The following is a 15,664-nucleotide window of genomic DNA, read 5'->3' as shown; positions in this document are numbered from 1 at the left end:
CCGTGTCAACCGCGGGCGTCGCCCACGGCTGTAGGTGGGTGACGCAGCGGTGGCGCGATCGGAGGCTGCATGGGTACGCCGGAGGGACGCGAGTACGACTGGTACTTCCGCGCGTGCTTCCCGCGCCTCACCCGCACCGTCTTCCTGATGGTCCACGACCAGTCCCTGGCGGAGGACATCGCCCAGGAGGCGCTCTACCGGATGCTGCGGCACTGGCGGACCGTGGCGACCTACGACCGTCCCGAGGCGTGGGCCCGCCGGGTCGCGATCAGGATCGCCCTGCGCGAGATCCAGCGTCGCGCCGCCCGCCCGGGCAAGGAACGGCTCGCCCACCACACGCCCGTCGAGCACGTGCCGGATCCCGACGTCGCCGCCGCGGTCGCCGGACTGGCTCCCATGCAGCGGGCCGCCGTGGTGCTCTTCTACTTCGACGACCTGCCGGTGCGCGAGATAGCCGAGGTGCTCGAGGTCTCGGAGTCGACGGTCAAGCAGCACCTGCACCGCGCTCGCCACCGGCTGGCCCAGTCCCTCGGGGAGGAGGTGGGCGAGGATGTCCGTTGACGACCGCCTGCGCGCCGGTCTCGAGCGCAACGCCTCGTCGCTGGTGCCCGCGGGCGAGGCCCGCCTCGACGCGGTGCGCCGTCGCCACCGGCGCCGGGTGCTGGCCGTCGCCGGCGGCGGGCTGGTGGCGGTGGCGGCGACGGTCGCCCTGGCGTTCGGCCTCGCGTCCGGTGGTGTCGACCGTGCTGTTCCTCCCGACCCGCTGCCGCCCGCCGAGACGTCGCCCGTCCCTCCGGAGGCTGCCGGGCTGATCCCCGACTCCACCTGGCGCCGGGTGGTCACGACGAAGCAGGCCGAGGCCGCCGGTGTCCCGCGCTCGCGCATCCGCGAGGACATCGGCGACGACGGGCGCCTGCCGCTCGAGCTGCGCCTGACGACGGACACGTTCACGCAGTCAGGCGACTACGGAGGCTCCGTCTGGGAGATCGGTGACAGCGGCTCGGTGGCCTACGACGAGCGCGGCAGGCTCGTGGTCACGTCCGCGCGGTGCGTGCCGTGCTCGGCACTAGCCGTGACCTGGCGCATCGACGACGACCGACTGGTCTTCACCCGGCTGGGCCCGAGCAACGGTCCGATGGACAGGGTCGTGTGGACCGGCACGTGGCGTCGTACGAGCTGAGCGGCCGCCGGTGTCAACCGTCGGAGGACGTGGCGGCTGTGTATGAGTGAGGGCCGACCCGGCCCGGTCGACACCGAGGAGACGCCATGCCCATCCTTCATCGTCTTGCTGCTGCGGGGACCGCCCTGAGCGTCGCCGCGGTCCTCCTCGCCACACCCGCGCTGGGGGATCCGCCGGCCCCGGTCGACGAGTCGCTCCTCGTGCCGACGACGCTTGACTCCTCGTTCGCGTTCACCTGCCGCGAGAGGCCGACCGGTCCGGTCTGCACGGGTGATCGGCACATCGACACCGGGTGGGCGCCCCTGGACCTCCCGTGCCACGTGCCGCTGCACGGGAGGTACGTCTCGGACCGCCACACCACCCGCTACTACGACCATGACTACCTCGGCTACTACCGGACCTTCCGCACCGACGACGTCGACCAACTCAGCACGTCGCCCGGCGGTCCCACGACCGGAACCATCGAGTCCCGCACCCGCTTCGTCGAGCCGTACGCCGTGCCGGGTGACGACAGCACCGTCACCATCATCACGACCGGGACGATCTGGGACATCCGCACCGTCGGCCGGCCCTCGATCTTCCGCGCGGTCGGCACGGTGGTCGAGCCGCCCGGGGAGGCGGGTACCTTCACGGGTCGCGTCTTCCGCGACGGCGTGCCCACGCGCTACGAGGACGCCGGGTTGGAGGTCGTCCTGCCCGAGGACGACTTCTTCGACCACGTCTGTCGGGCCGCGACCGGCACGTGAGCGCCAGGCGATTGGTCGCCCACGGCGTACGTCTGGCAGAATCTCTCCTCGTGTCCTGCGCGCCCGGACCCTCTCATCCGAGCGACGCAGCGCCCATCGAGCGACCAGACCCGGTAACCCCACCTGGCGAGGGTCTCTCACCCACGACAATTTCTGAGGAGACACCACAAACGTGGCCGTCAAGATTCGTTTGAAGCGCCTGGGCAAGATCCGGGTGCCGCAGTACCGCATCGTCGTCGTCGACTCGCGCAAGAAGCGCGACGGTCGGGTGCTCGAGGAGATCGGCAAGTACCACCCGAAGGAGGAGCCCTCCTTCATCGAGGTGACCTCCGACCGGGCGCAGTACTGGCTCGGCGTCGGCGCCCAGCCCTCCGAGGCCGTCGAGGCGATCCTCAAGATCACCGGCGACTGGCAGACCTTCAAGGGGCTCCCGGGCAGCGAGGGCACCCTGAAGGTCAAGGAGCCCAAGCGCGACAAGCTCGAGATCTTCAACGAGGCCCTCAAGGAGGCCGCCTCCGAGCCCAAGGGCTCCGCGGTGACCACCAAGAAGAAGTCCGAGAAGGCCGACAAGGTCGAGGAGCCCGCCGCCGAGGCGCCTGCCGAGACCCCTGCCGAGACTCCCGCCGCCGAGGTCCCCGCATCGGAGACCCCTGAGGGCGCTGCCGACGCCGCGGAGGCCACCGAGACGGTGACCGCCGAGGACGCCGGCAAGAGCGAGGCGTGAGCGACGTGCTGGCCGAGGCTCTCGAGCACCTGGTGCGCGGCATCGTCGACCACCCCGACGACGTCGTCGTCCGCGACAAGCAGCTGCGTCGTGGCTCGATCCTCGAGGTCCGGGTCCACCCCGACGACCTCGGCAAGGTGATCGGCCGCAACGGCCGCACCGCGACGGCGTTCCGCACCGTCGTCTCGGCCCTCGCGGGCCGCGGCGGGGCGCGGGTCGACTTCGTCGACACCGACCGTCGGCGGTAGACGCCGGCAGTCGCCGGTGTCGACGAAGCATCGAACGCCTTGTCGACACCGACCGTCGGCGGTAGACGCCGGCAGTCGCCGGTGTCGACGAAGCATCGAACGCCTAGTCGACACCGACCGGCGCTGGGCCGACATAGCCTGACCGACGGGCGCCACTCCATCCGGAGTGGCGCCCGTCGTGGATTTCGGGCGAGGTTCGAGTCCCTTCGATGCGCTTCCCGCCCGTTGCAACCGCTGAGAACCTCAGCTGTCACCGGGTACCCGGTGGTTCCGACCGGACCTCTACGCTGACGCTGTGAGCGATCAGCAGCAGGGCGACATCGAGGTCGTCGTCGGCCGCATCGGCAAGCCCCACGGCATCCGCGGCGAGGTCACCCTCGACGTCCGCACCGACGAGCCGGACCGCCGCTTCGCGCCCGGTACGACGATCCGCGCCGAGGCGCCCGCCGGGGCCGACCGCCGACCCTCCACCCTCACCGTGACCCGCGCCCGCTGGCACCAGGGGACGCTGCTCGTCACCTTCGAGGAGCTCGACGACCGCAACGCCGCCGAGGCGGTGCGCGGCACCGTCCTGTACGGCACCCTCGGCCGGGACGAGAAGCCCGAGGACCCGGACGAGTACTACGACCACCAGCTCATCGGTCTGGCGGTCGTCGACGTCGACGGCGCGCACCTGGGTGAGGTGAAGGCCGTCGTCCACGGCTCCGCCCAGGACCTGCTGACCGTCCGCACGCCCGACGGGCGCGACACCCTCGTGCCGTTCGTCTCCGCGCTGGTGCCCGAGGTCGACCTCGAGGCCGGGCGCGTGGTCGTCGCCGACCGTCCCGGCCTGGTCACGCCGTTCCCCGACGACGTCCCCGAGGCCGCCCCGGAGGGGCCGTCGTGAGGATCGACGTCCTCTCGATCTTCCCCGACTACCTCGCCCCGCTGGACCTGAGCCTGCCCGGCAAGGCGCGCGCCAAGGGCCTGCTCGAGCTCGCCGTCCACGACCTGCGCGACTGGACGACCGATCGCCACCACACCGTCGACGACACGCCCTACGGCGGCGGCGCCGGGATGGTGATGAAGCCCGAGCCGTGGGGTGCCGCGCTGGGGGCCGTCGCACGCGACGCCACGATCATCTTCACCACGCCCAGCGGCGAGCCGTTCACCCAGCAGGTCGCCCACGAGCTCAGCGGGCACGAGCACCTGGTGTTCGCGTGCGGTCGCTACGAGGGCATCGACCAGCGGGTCATCGAGCACGCCGCCACGGTCGGCACGGTGCGCGAGATCTCCCTGGGCGACTACGTCCTCAACGGCGGTGAGGTCGCCGCGCTCGCGATCACCGAGGCGGTCGTACGCCTCCTCCCGGGCTTCATGGGCAACGCCGAGTCGCTCGTCGAGGAGTCGCACGCCGACGGCCTCCTCGAGTACCCCGTCTACACCAAGCCCGCCTCGTGGCAGGGCCGTGACGTCCCTGAGGTGCTGCTCTCGGGCGACCACGGGCGGATCGCCGCCTGGCGGCGCGAGCAGGCCGAGCGGCGCACCGCCGAGCGCCGTCCCGACCTCCTGCCGAGGACCGGCGCGGTCGCCGGCCTCGCCGACCTCGACGTACGCCCTGCCGTGCCGGCCGACGCTGGCGAGATCTACACGCTCCAGCGCGCCTGCTGGCTCCAGGAGATGGTGGCCAACCCCGGGGTGGAGATCCCGGCGCTGCGCGAGTCGCTCGACGACGTACGCCGCGGGCTGGGGGACTGGACCGTGATGGTCGTGCGCGAGCCCGTCTCGGGACGCCTCATCGGTGCCGTGCGCGGTCGGGTCGACTCCCACGGCGAGTGGGACATCGGCCGGATCATGGTCGCTCCCGACCTCCAGAGGCGCGGGCTCGGCAGGGCGCTGCTCGAGCTCGTCGAGGGCCTCGCGCCGCGGGACGTGAGGACGTACGTCCTCTTCACCGGTGCGGGCTCGACCGACAACCTGCGGATGTACAAGAAGGCGGGCTTCCGGTTGCGGTCGGACCGGACGGCGCCGGCGGGCGCGGTCGTGCTCACCAAGCGGATTTCACGCTGACCTCTCCGCTCTGGCAGACTTCACCCTTGGTCCGCTCGAGGCCAGGGTCGCCCGGACCCGTCCCACCAGACGTGCCCGGGGTCCCGCCGTACCGCACCTGCCACAGGGGGCGCACCGGCCGGCCAGCTCGAGCAGCCACCGAAACCCGTCACCACCACGAATCCGCGGCTGACCTGTGGCACTCGCGAGGAGCACACATGACCAACGTCATCGCCGATCTCGGCAATGCACTCAAGCGCGACGACCTCCCGGCCTTCCGCGCCGGTGACACCGTCAAGGTCCACGTCAAGGTCGTCGAGGGCAGCCGCTCGCGCGTCCAGGTCTTCCAGGGCGTCGTGATCCGCATCCACGGTGCCGGCGTCGGCCGCACCTTCACGGTCCGCAAGATCTCGTTCGGTGTCGGCGTCGAGCGCACCTTCCCGATGCACTCCCCGATCTTCGAGACCATCGAGGTCGTCACCCGCGGTGACGTGCGCCGCGCCAAGCTCTACTACCTGCGCAACCTGCGCGGCAAGAAGGCGAAGATCAAGGAGCGCCGCGAGGCGTGATCCACCGGGCTCGGTGCCGCGAGGCCCGAGTTCGACCAGGGACTGGTTAGTCTCTGCGCGTGACTTCTGATGACCGCGGTGCTTCGTCCATCTCCACGGACGAGGGGCCGCGGTCGTCGCGTTCGGGGGGTGCTCCGGGCAAGCCCAAGCGCAAGCAGCTGCCCCTGTGGCAGGAGACGATCCTGCTGCTCGGCGTGGCGCTGGTCCTCGCGATCGTGATCAAGACCTTCTTCGTCCAGGCGTTCTACATCCCCTCGGAGTCGATGGAGCCGGGCCTGATCCTCAACGACCGGATCCTCATCCAGAAGGTCTCCTACTGGGGTGACGACGAGCCCGAGCGCGGCGACGTGGTCGTCTTCAAGGACCCGGGTGGCTGGTTGAGCCCGATCGACGCCGCCGGGCCCACCAACCCGATCGCCCAGGCGATGGCCAAGATCGGTCTCTACCCCACCGGCGGCCACCTGGTGAAGCGCGTCATCGGCGTCGCCGGCGACACGATCCAGTGCTGCGACGAGCAGGGCCGGCTGCTGGTCAACGGCCAGCCGCTGGAGGAGGACGCCTACATCAAGCGGATGGGCGCCAAGTGCAACGGCCCGATGCCCACCAACGGTGCCTGCGACGAGGACTGGAAGACCGGCCCCATCCCCGAGGGTCACATCTTCGTGATGGGCGACAACCGCTCGCGCTCGGCCGACTCCTCGCAGCACATGTGCCCGACCGACGTCACCGAGTGCGTCCCCGGGGACGAGTTCGTCCCGGTGGACCTGGTCGTCGGCAAGGTCTTCGTCCTGCTCTGGCCCGCCGACCGCTTCCGCTGGGACACGCGTCCGTCCACGTTCGAGGACGTGCCGGACCCGTCCTCGTGACGAGGCCGCCGATGACGGCGCCCCCGCTGCCCTCGCCCGTCCCCGCGCAGAGCGGCGTGACCGTACGCCGTGATGCCGGGCTGTACGGCTACGAGCGGGCCCTGCGCCGCGCCGGCCTGGAGCCGATCGCCGGTGTCGACGAGGCCGGGCGCGGCGCGTGCGCCGGTCCCCTGGTCGCCGGTGCCGTCGTGCTGCCTGCGGGCAAGGCGGGCATCGTGCCCGGGCTCGCGGACAGCAAGCTGCTGACCGAGGCCGCCCGCGAGCGGGTCTACGCCCAGGTCGTACGCCGTGCGCTCGCGTGGTCGGTCGTGGTCATCGAGCCCGAGGAGTGCGACCGGCTCGGCATGCACGTCGCCAACGTCGAGGCGCTGCGGCGGGCGGTGGCCCGCCTCGGGACGCGACCGTCGTACGTCCTCACCGACGGCTTCCCGGTCGACGGCCTCGGCGTCCCGGGCCTCGCGGTGTGGAAGGGGGACCGGGTCGCGGCCTGCATCGCGGCCGCCTCCGTGATCGCCAAGGTGACGCGTGACCGGCTGATGGTCGACCTGCACGGGACGTGGCCGGCCTACGACTTCGCGACGCACAAGGGCTACTGCACCTCCGAGCACGACGCCGCCCTGGCCGCGCACGGACCCTCGCCGGTGCACCGGATGCGCTTCGTGAACGTGAGACGCGCGGCGGGTCTCGAGCCGATGCCGGACCCGGTGCTGGATCCGGCCACTAGGGTCGGGCCAGACGGGTTGGGCAGGGTGCAGCCGGGGACGACGACCCCCGCGAAGGAGGAGGACGCATGAGCGCCGAGGATCTCGAGAAGTACGAGACCGAGATGGAGCTCACCCTCTATCGCGAGTACCGCGACGTGGTGGGCATCTTCAAGTACGTCGTCGAGACCGACCGCCGCTTCTACCTGTGCAACCAGGTCGACGTGAAGGCCCGCTCGGAGAGCGGCGACGTGTTCTTCGAGGTCTCCATGACCGACGCCTGGGTGTGGGACATGTACCGCCCCGCCCGGTTCGCCAAGAACGTCAAGGTCCTGACCTTCAAGGACGTCAACGTCGAGGAGCTCGCGCCGGCGGAGATCGACCCGCCCAAGGACTGAGGGGCTGGCCCCACGTCCCGGGCCACTGGCCGTCCACAGGACAGCCGATCGGGGCGTCGTCCACAGCCCTTCGCCCGCTCGCGCCCGGGCCGTCGGTGCTGCGCGGTCTGCTGGTGCTTCCCGATCCTGCCCGACCGGAAGGCACCCACGATGGCTCGATCCGCTGCTGCGTCCCCCTTCACCCCCGACCCCGCCGCCGAGCGCAAGCGGCTGCTCGGCCAGCGCGGCGAGACCCTTGCGGCCCGGCACCTCACGCAGCGCGGCATGGTCCTGGTCGACCGCAACTGGCGCTGCGAGCTCGGTGAGATCGACCTGGTGCTGCGCGACGGCCAGGTGCTCGTCATCTGCGAGGTCAAGACGCGCACCTCGACCGACTACGGCTCGCCCCTCGAGGCCGTCAACCAGGTCAAGGCCGACCGTCTCAAGCGGCTGGCTTTCCGCTGGCTCCGCGAGCACGACTGCCATCCCTCCGACGTGCGCGTCGACGTCGTCGGCGTGCTGGTGCCGCCGGGGGGCCCGGTCGAGATCGAGCACGTCGCGGAGATCGGCTGATGGCGTTCGCGACCGCCCGCACGCTCGCGCTCCGCGGTGCCGACGGCCACGTCATCGATGTGCAGGTCGATGCCTCGCCGGGAGTTCCCGCGACGACCATGGTCGGCCGGGTCGACAAGAGCCTGTCCGAGGCGCGCGACCGGGTGCGGATGGCGGTCAACAACGACTGCGGCCCGTGGCCGGCGACCAAGCGCGTGACGATCCTGCTCTCACCCGCCGACCTGCCCAAGGCGGGCACCCACTACGACCTGGCGATCGCGGTCGCCGTGCTGGCGGCCGACAAGAAGCACGAGGAGCTGCGGGCCGACCACCTGACCGGCTGGGCGTTCATCGGGGAGCTGTCCGTCTCCGGCGGGTTGCGGCCGGTCCCCGGCGTGCTGCCGATGGTCATCGCGGCGGCCTCGCACGGGATCGACCGCGTCTTCGTGCCGGAGCCGCAGGCGGCCGAGGCGGCGCTGGTGCCGGGCATGACGGTCTTCGGGGTTCGCTCCCTCGCCCAGGTCGTGGCCGTGCTGCGCGGTGTCGAGGTCCCCGAGGCGCCACCAGTGGTCGGACCGTCCGCGAGCCCGCTCGCGACCTGGCGCGGCGAGGACCGGCTCGACGGCGCCGACCTGGCGGACCTCGACGGTCTCGAGGACGTCCGCTACGCCGTGGAGGTCGCCGCCGCGGGCGGCCACCCGCTGATGCTCGTCGGTCCGCGAGGCACGGGGAAGACGTCCATCGCCGAACGGATCCCGTCGATCCTGCCCGACCTGACCGTCGAGCAGTCGCTCGAGGTGTCCGCGCTGCACTCGGTGGCGGGCACGCTGCCGGACGGCTCGGGCCTGTTGCGCCGCCCGCCGTGGTTCGCACCGCACCCCTCCGCCAGCGCGGCGAGCGTCCTGGGCGGGGGCACCGGCCGGGTCAGGCCCGGCCAGGTGAGCCTGGCCCACCATGGCGTCCTCTTCCTCGACGAGTTCCCCCACTTCCGCGCGGACGTGATCGAGGCGATGCGCCAGCCGCTGGAGTCCGGCGAGGTGACCATCGCCCGCGGCGAGGAGTCGGCCACCTACCCCGCACGCTCCCTCGTCGTGCTGGCGGCCAACCCGTGCCCGTGCGGCAACTTCCACGGACTCTCGGGCGGAGCCTGCGAGTGCAGCCAGGTGCAGCGCGCCCACTACCTGCGCAAGCTCAGCGGGCCCATCGTCGATCGCGTCGACATCTGGATGGAGGTACGCCCCCAAGCGCGGCGGACCTCCAGCGCCTGGGGTGTCGCGCCGGAGTCGTCGGAGGACGTCCGCTCGCGCGTCACCGATGCTCGAGCGAGGCAGGCGCACCGCTACCGCGACCGACCGTGGTCGCTCAACGCCTCGGTGCCCGGGGTGGTCCTCGACGAGTGCTGGCCTCTCGATCCGGATGCCCAACAGGCGATCGACGACGAGCTCGCCGCTGGCCGGCTCACGCGGCGCGGACTGACCCGCGTCCAGCGTCTGGCGTGGACCGTGGCTGACTGTGCCGGAGCGACGCGCCCCGGGCTCGAGGCAGCACGTGTGGCACTGGCCCTGCGCTCCAGCGATCCGGCCCTCAGCCTGCCGGCGCGCGTGATCGCGATGGCAGCCTCGTGACCGCGGCGTCCGGAGTGCCCGAGGCCGACCGGCTGGCTCGGGTCGTGCTGAGCTGCGGCGTCGAGCCGGGCGACATGACCACCTCCAGGCTGGTGCACGAGCTCGGGCCCCAGCGAGCGCTGGGGTCGCAGTTGGTGCCCAAGCCGGGGAGCGGCCTGGCCGAGCGGCTGGCCGAGGTCGACCCTGCCCGCGCTCTCGAGACGGCAGAGGCGATGGGCATCCGCTTCCTGGTGCCGGGTGACCCGGAGTGGCCTGCGGGGCTCGACGACCTCGACCACGTCGACCAGCTCGACCACCGTGACCCCACCGCCGAGGCCGGCGCGTTGAGCTTCGGTGGCACCCCGCCGGGCCTGTGGGTCCGCGGTCCCATGCCGCTGACCGAGCTCGCCGCCTCTGTCGCGGTCGTCGGCTCGCGCGCCGCCTCGGTCTACGGGGTCGAGATGACCCAGGCCATCGCCGGGCACCTCGCGTCGGCGTCGGTGCCCGTCGTGTCCGGCGGGGCCCTCGGCATCGACTTCGTCGCCCATGACGCCGCCCTGCGGGCAGGCGGAGCGACCGTCGCGGTGCTGCCCTGCGGCGTGGACCGGGTCTACCCGATGAAGCACCGCGCGCTGCTCGATCACCTCTCGGCCGAGTTCGCGGTGGTATCGGAGCAGCCACCGGGCTCGGGACCCACGCAGCTGAGATTCCTGGCCCGCAACCGGCTGATCGCGGCCCTCACCCGAGGCACGGTGCTGGTCGAGGCCGCGCTGCGCAGCGGCGCGCTCAACACCGTGCGCTGGGCCGAGCAGATGAGCCGACCCGTGATGTGCGTGCCCGGACCGGTCACGAGCTACACCTCGATGGGCGTGCACCAGTGCTTGCGACGCGGTGGGGCCACCGTGGTCACCCAGGGCTCCGAGGTGCTCGAGGCGGTCGGTGCGATCGGGGCCCATCTCCTGGAGGAGCCCCGAGGTCCCGAACGACCTCGTGACCGACTCAGCCCGGTCGAGCGCACCGTGCTGGAGCAGGTTCCGTCGGTCTCCCCGGTCGGGGTCGAGAGCATCGCCCGGCTCAGCCTGCTGCACGTGCGCGACACCGTCCTGGCGCTCGGGCGGTTGGAGGTGAAGGGCTTCGTGGTGCGCGGCGACGACGGCTGGCGACTCGCAGGCACCGGGTGAGAGGTCCCGAACACCGGCCTCGCGCCGCCTACGATCCGAGGGTGAGCAACACCGGGGACGAGGCGACGCAGGGCGGCCTGCCCGAGCCGATGGTGCGCCTGCTCGGCGACTACGAGCGGCACCTCGTCTCCGAGCGTGACCTCACGCCCCACACGGTCCGGGCCTACCTCGGCGACATCTCGAGCCTGCTCGACCACTGCCTGCGCCTCGGCATCGACGACGTCGCCGACCTCGATCTCCGCGCGCTGCGCAGCTGGCTGGCCAGGCTCCAGACCACCGGACGCAGCCGGACGACGATCGCCCGGCGCGCGACGGCCGCGCGGGTGTTCACGGCGTGGCTCCACCGCACCGGCCGGCTGCCGACCGACCCGGGAGCGGCCCTGGGCTCCCCGAAGAAGCACAAGACGCTCCCGCCGGTGCTGCGCGCCGACGAGGCCGAGTCGCTGATCCGCGCGGCCGCCGACCTCGCCGACGACGGCTCGCCCGCAGGGATCCGCGACGTCGCGATGCTGGAGCTGCTCTACGCCACCGGCATCCGGGTCGGCGAGCTCGTCGGCCTCGACATCGACGACGTCGACACCGAGCGCCGGGTGGTGCGGGTCTTCGGCAAGGGCCGCAAGGAGCGCTCCGTGCCCTACGGCACGCCCGCCGGTCGCGCCGTCGAGCGCTGGCTCGTCTCGGGGCGACCGACGCTGCGCGTGGAGGGGTCGGGACCGGCTCTGTTCCTCGGCGTGCGCGGTCGCCGGATCGACCAGCGAGCGGTCCGGGACCTTGTCCACCGCCGCATCGCCGACGTGCCGGGGGCGCCCGACATCGGCCCCCACGGCCTGCGCCACACCGCCGCCACCCACCTGCTCGAGGGCGGCGCCGACCTGCGCTCGGTGCAGGAGCTGCTCGGCCACGCCTCCCTGGCGACGACGCAGCTCTACACCCACGTCACCACCGACCGACTCCGCCGGGCCTACCAGCAGGCCCACCCGCGGGCCTAGCGGCGTGTCGAGACGGAGACGACGTCACGCCCGCCAGTCCAGCGGGCGCGACCAACGCTCCAGCGGGGGAGTCCACCCGACCCGCGCCGAGGCGGGCTCGTCGCGCCACAGCGGCAGCAGCCGCACCGGGCCGGAACCGACGAGCGACAGCGGGTCGACGTACTCCTCGTCCGAGCCCTCGCCGACGATCAGTCCCCAGTGCAGGCACGCCGCCGGGAAGCAGTGGCTGTCGGTCACCGTGAGTCGGCCCAGCACCGCGCCGGCGGCCACCTCCTGGCCCCGCTCGACGGTGGCCACCACCGGCTCGTAGGTCGTACGTCGTCCGCCGTGCCGCACCGTGACCACGGGCTTGCCGCCGATCGACCCGGCGAAGCCGACCGTGCCCGGCAGTGCGGCGAGCACCGCCTGGCCGGGACTCCCGGCGAGGTCGACGCCCCGGTGTCCGGCGGCATAGGGGTTCGGCGGGGGCTCGAAGGGACGTACGACGTCGGGCTCGGGCGCCAGGGGCCACACTCCGTCCGGTCGCTCGGGCGCCGCAGCCGCTGCTCCGCCGTGACCGAGCAGGAGGGTGAGCACCAGGAGGGGACGGACGACACCGAGGGCAGCTCGCATCCGGCGATCCTGCGGCCCGGCGCCGGGCACGACCACCAGCACCGGACGAGCCTGTGGACGGCGGGCGGGGGAGCCGGCCTGTGGATGCGTCACGGCCCGGAATCCACGCTCAGAAGAGGGGTGCCCAGCGATTCGCTCCACGCGTACGGGTGGCCTACGATGTGCGGAGCAGTCCTCCCGGACTGACTTCGCACGCTCGCAGACCGCGTCGGAATGCATCCCTGGTTCCGGACCGCCCGTGGGCGTCGGTCCTCAGTTCCCACCAGCCCCACCGGTGCGGATCGGACCGGCGTGTGAGCGTCAGGGCACCCGACGCCCGTCGGGCGCAACGAACTGAACACAACAGGAGTCACGCTCCCGGTCCGTCCTGCGTCAAGGGCGGGCACACAGGTGAGCGCCTCCGCAACAACAGGAGAACCCATGGCAGTCGTCACCATGCGCCAGCTGCTCGAGAGCGGCGTCCACTTCGGTCACCAGACCCGTCGGTGGAACCCCAAGATGAAGCGCTTCATCATGACCGAGCGCAACGGCATCTACATCATCGACCTGCAGCAGTCGCTGGCCTACATCGACCGCTCGTACGCCTTCGTCAAGGAGACCGTCGCCAAGGGCGGCGTCGTGATGTTCGTCGGCACGAAGAAGCAGGCCCAGGAGGCCATCGCCGAGCAGGCGACGCGCGTCGGGATGCCCTACGTCAACCAGCGCTGGCTCGGTGGCATGCTCACCAACTTCCAGACCGTGCACCAGCGGATCAACCGGCTCAAGGAGCTCGACGACGTCGACTTCGACACCGTCGCCGGCTCGGGTCGCACCAAGAAGGAGCTCCTGCAGATGAAGCGGGAGCACACCAAGCTCGAGAAGACCCTCGGCGGCATCCGTGAGATGACCAAGGTTCCCTCCGCGGTGTGGATCGTCGACACCAACAAGGAGCACCTCGCCGTCGAGGAGGCCCGCAAGCTGCGGATCCCGATCATCGGCATCCTCGACTCCAACTGCGACCCCGACCTCGTCGACTTCCCGATCCCGGGCAACGACGACGCGATCCGCGCGGTCGGCCTGCTGACCCGCGTGGTCGCCGACGCCGTCGCCGAGGGCCTCATCGCCCGCTCGGGCGCTAAGGGTGGCGACGCTGACCAGGCCGTCGGCGCCGAGGAGCCCCTGGCCGAGTGGGAGCGCGAGCTCCTGACCGGTGACGCCGACAAGGCTGCTGCTGCCGCCACCGGTGACGCCGCTGCCGAGACCCCGGCCTCCGAGGCCACCGGTGCCGCGTCCGAGGCCCCGCAGGCCGAGGCCGCCGCCGACGCCGTGACCGAGGCTCCCGCCGAGGCGGAGGCCCCCGTCGAGGTCGAGGCCGAGGCCCCCGCCGAGGCTGAGGCTCCTGCTGAGGCTGAGGCTCCTGCCGAGACCGCGGCCGAGGCTCCTGCCGACGCCCCCGTCGAGGCCGAGGCTGCGACCGACGCCGAGGCAGAGCCCGCGAAGAAGGCTGCTGCCAAGAAGGACTGATGGCGGACGCCGGTCGCGGGGGACACCCCGCGGCCGGCCTTCGCACGTCCCCGTACGACCACCCCAGAACCCAAGGAAGAGGGACCATGGCTGACTTCACCGCCGCCGATGTCAAGAAGCTCCGTGAGCTGACCCAGGCCGGGATGATGGACTGCAAGAAGGCGCTGACCGAGGCTGATGGCGACTTCGACAAGGCTGTCGAGCTGCTCCGCGTGAAGGGTGCTGCCAAGGCTGCCGCCCGCGGCGCCGAGCGCGAGGCCGTCGCCGGCCTCGTCGCCACCGCCGGCAACGCGCTGGTCGAGCTCAAGAGCGAGACCGACTTCGTCGCCAAGAACGAGGACTTCATCGCCAAGGCGCAGCAGATCGCCGAGGTCGCCAACTCCGTGAAGGCCACCGACACCGACGCCCTCAAGGCCGCCGAGCTCGACGGCAAGACCGTCGGCGAGGTCGTCCAGGACCTGGCCATCACCATCGGCGAGAAGATCGAGCTGGGCGAGGTCGCCTACTTCGAGGGCACCACCGTCACCTACATGCACAAGCGTGCCGCCGACCTGCCGCCCGCCGTGGGCGTGCTCGTCGAGTTCGAGGGTGACGAGGCTGCCGCCCGCGCCGCCGCGATGCAGATCGCCGCGATGAAGGCCCAGTACCTCACCCGCGACGAGGTCCCCGCGGACGTCGTGGCGTCCGAGCGCTCCATCGCCGAGCAGAAGACCCGCGAGGAGGGCAAGCCCGAGCAGGCGATCGCCAAGATCGTCGAGGGTCGCCTCGGTGGGTTCTACAAGGAGATCGTCCTGCTCGAGCAGGAGTCGGTCACCGAGTCGAAGAAGTCGGTCAAGGCCGTCCTCGACGCCGCCGGCACCACCGTGAAGCGGTTCGCCCGCTTCGAGGTCGGCGCCTGAGCCTCCGCTCACCGCACCCGACAGGGGTCGTACGCCACCGGCGTACGGCCCCTGCGGCATTTGCGGCCGCCCGCAGGGCACCTCCGGGTGCGCGGGTTCGACCCCGCCCCCACTGGCCGGTAGGTTTCTCGGGACCGGTCAAGGCGTGCGAAGGGATCCAGGTGACGGCGTACAAGCGAGTCCTGCTCAAGCTCTCCGGCGAGGTGTTCGGCGGCGGTGAGGTCGGACTGGACCTCGACGTGATCAATGCCCTGGCTGCCCAGGTGGCCGAGGTCGCCAAGTCGGGTGTCCAGATCGCCATCGTCGTGGGCGGTGGCAACTTCTTCCGCGGCGCCGAGCTCCAGCAGCGCGGCATGGACCGCGCGCGTGCCGACTACATGGGCATGCTGGGCACGGTGATGAACTGCCTCGCGCTCCAGGACCTGATCGAGAAGCACGGCGTCGAGACGCGTGTGCAGACCGCGATCACGATGGGCCAGGTCGCCGAGCCCTACATCCCGCGTCGCGCGATGCGCCACATGGAGAAGGGCCGCGTCGTGATCTTCGGCGCCGGCGCCGGCATGCCGTTCTTCTCGACCGACACGGTCGCGGCGCAGCGGGCGCTGGAGACGCGCTGCGAGGTCATCCTGATGGGCAAGCAGGGCGTGGACGGTGTCTACGACTCCGACCCGCACAAGTTCCCCGACGCGGTGAAGTTCGACCAGCTCACCTACGACGAGTACCTCGCCCGCGACCTCAAGGTCGCCGACGCCACCGGCATCGCCATGGCCCGCGACAACAAGATGGACATGGTCTTCTTCAACCTCTCGACGCCGGGCACGATCGTGCGCGCCGTCCGGGGTGAGAAGATCGGCACGTTGGTGAGCAGCTCGGCCTGACCCGGCC

The 15,664-nt window shown here is 71.7% G+C and carries 19 protein-coding genes; 18 read left to right on the top strand and 1 reads right to left on the bottom strand.

The window, feature by feature from the left end:
* The first annotated feature begins 69 nt into the window (after nt 1-69).
* The 15 genes from BM127_RS06445 (at nt 70) to BM127_RS06375 (ending at nt 11,765) form a co-directional block, all read left to right on the top strand.
* Nucleotides 70-561, top strand: a complete 492-nt coding sequence (locus BM127_RS06445) for an RNA polymerase sigma factor (protein WP_091196175.1) — start codon at nt 70-72, stop codon at nt 559-561.
* Complete coding sequence (locus tag BM127_RS06440) at nt 551-1,180, top strand: hypothetical protein (RefSeq protein ID WP_091196173.1); 630 nt, start codon at nt 551-553, stop codon at nt 1,178-1,180. The genes BM127_RS06445 and BM127_RS06440 overlap by 11 nt, the downstream gene beginning before the upstream one ends.
* Before the next feature lie 86 nt (nt 1,181-1,266).
* Nucleotides 1,267-1,926 carry a hypothetical protein gene (locus BM127_RS06435; RefSeq protein WP_091196126.1) on the top strand — a complete coding sequence of 220 codons (660 nt, stop codon included), beginning with the start codon at nt 1,267-1,269 and terminating at the stop codon, nt 1,924-1,926.
* A 172-nt stretch (nt 1,927-2,098) separates the two neighbouring features.
* Nucleotides 2,099-2,650: a 30S ribosomal protein S16 gene (rpsP, locus tag BM127_RS06430; RefSeq protein WP_091196123.1), complete on the top strand. Its 552-nt coding sequence runs from the start codon at nt 2,099-2,101 to the stop codon at nt 2,648-2,650.
* A gap of 5 nt (nt 2,651-2,655) precedes the next feature.
* On the top strand, nt 2,656-2,898 hold the full coding sequence (locus BM127_RS06425) for an RNA-binding protein (RefSeq protein WP_091196877.1): 243 nt from the start codon (nt 2,656-2,658) through the stop codon (nt 2,896-2,898).
* A gap of 295 nt (nt 2,899-3,193) precedes the next feature.
* The gene (gene rimM / locus BM127_RS06420; RefSeq protein WP_231263290.1) at nt 3,194-3,784 is read left to right on the top strand and encodes a ribosome maturation factor RimM; all 591 of its coding nucleotides are present in this window, start codon (nt 3,194-3,196) and stop codon (nt 3,782-3,784) included.
* A complete protein-coding gene (trmD, locus tag BM127_RS06415; RefSeq protein WP_091196120.1) occupies nt 3,781-4,947 on the top strand; it encodes a tRNA (guanosine(37)-N1)-methyltransferase TrmD in 1,167 nt (388 codons plus the stop codon). The genes rimM and trmD overlap by 4 nt, the downstream gene beginning before the upstream one ends.
* A 197-nt stretch (nt 4,948-5,144) precedes the next feature.
* A complete protein-coding gene (gene rplS / locus BM127_RS06410; protein WP_091196118.1) occupies nt 5,145-5,495 on the top strand; it encodes a 50S ribosomal protein L19 in 351 nt (116 codons plus the stop codon).
* 59 nt (nt 5,496-5,554) lie between these two features.
* Nucleotides 5,555-6,361, top strand: a complete 807-nt coding sequence (gene lepB / locus BM127_RS06405) for a signal peptidase I (RefSeq protein WP_091196116.1) — start codon at nt 5,555-5,557, stop codon at nt 6,359-6,361.
* Between the two features lie 11 nt (nt 6,362-6,372).
* Nucleotides 6,373-7,155 (top strand): ribonuclease HII, encoded by a 783-nt coding sequence (locus tag BM127_RS06400; protein WP_091196113.1) that lies wholly within the window; start codon nt 6,373-6,375, stop codon nt 7,153-7,155.
* On the top strand, nt 7,152-7,460 hold the full coding sequence (locus BM127_RS06395; protein WP_091196110.1) for a DUF2469 domain-containing protein: 309 nt from the start codon (nt 7,152-7,154) through the stop codon (nt 7,458-7,460). The genes BM127_RS06400 and BM127_RS06395 overlap by 4 nt, the downstream gene beginning before the upstream one ends.
* A 150-nt stretch (nt 7,461-7,610) precedes the next feature.
* The gene (locus tag BM127_RS06390; protein ID WP_091196107.1) at nt 7,611-8,012 is read left to right on the top strand and encodes a YraN family protein; all 402 of its coding nucleotides are present in this window, start codon (nt 7,611-7,613) and stop codon (nt 8,010-8,012) included.
* Nucleotides 8,012-9,616 (top strand): YifB family Mg chelatase-like AAA ATPase, encoded by a 1,605-nt coding sequence (locus BM127_RS06385; protein ID WP_091196106.1) that lies wholly within the window; start codon nt 8,012-8,014, stop codon nt 9,614-9,616. The genes BM127_RS06390 and BM127_RS06385 overlap by 1 nt, the downstream gene beginning before the upstream one ends.
* Nucleotides 9,613-10,776, top strand: a complete 1,164-nt coding sequence (gene dprA / locus BM127_RS06380; protein WP_231263289.1) for a DNA-processing protein DprA — start codon at nt 9,613-9,615, stop codon at nt 10,774-10,776. Before BM127_RS06385 ends, dprA begins: the two co-directional genes overlap by 4 nt.
* Before the next feature lie 89 nt (nt 10,777-10,865).
* On the top strand, nt 10,866-11,765 hold the full coding sequence (locus BM127_RS06375; RefSeq protein WP_091196870.1) for a tyrosine recombinase XerC: 900 nt from the start codon (nt 10,866-10,868) through the stop codon (nt 11,763-11,765).
* Nucleotides 11,766-11,789: 24 nt separating this feature from the next.
* On the opposite strand, the gene BM127_RS06370 is transcribed toward BM127_RS06375, so the two are convergent.
* Nucleotides 11,790-12,377 carry a M23 family metallopeptidase gene (locus tag BM127_RS06370; protein WP_091196103.1) on the bottom strand — a complete coding sequence of 196 codons (588 nt, stop codon included), beginning with the start codon at nt 12,375-12,377 and terminating at the stop codon, nt 11,790-11,792.
* Between the two features lie 420 nt (nt 12,378-12,797).
* Here BM127_RS06370 and rpsB point away from each other — a divergent pair, with 420 nt between their 5' ends.
* The 3 genes from rpsB (at nt 12,798) to pyrH (ending at nt 15,657) form a co-directional block, all read left to right on the top strand.
* Nucleotides 12,798-13,880 (top strand): 30S ribosomal protein S2, encoded by a 1,083-nt coding sequence (gene rpsB, locus BM127_RS06365; RefSeq protein ID WP_091196101.1) that lies wholly within the window; start codon nt 12,798-12,800, stop codon nt 13,878-13,880.
* Between the two features lie 86 nt (nt 13,881-13,966).
* A complete protein-coding gene (gene tsf / locus BM127_RS06360; RefSeq protein ID WP_091196098.1) occupies nt 13,967-14,779 on the top strand; it encodes a translation elongation factor Ts in 813 nt (270 codons plus the stop codon).
* A 161-nt stretch (nt 14,780-14,940) separates the two neighbouring features.
* Entirely contained in the window at nt 14,941-15,657 is a 717-nt protein-coding gene (gene pyrH, locus BM127_RS06355) for a UMP kinase (protein WP_091196095.1), read from the top strand.
* Nucleotides 15,658-15,664 lie beyond the last annotated feature (7 nt).

Origin of the sequence: Nocardioides alpinus (assembly GCF_900112035.1) — a bacterium.
GTDB classification, from domain to species: Bacteria; Actinomycetota; Actinomycetes; order Propionibacteriales; family Nocardioidaceae; genus Nocardioides; species Nocardioides alpinus.
Note: the sequence above shows the minus strand (reverse complement) of the source record. Positions and strands in the feature narration are given on the sequence as shown.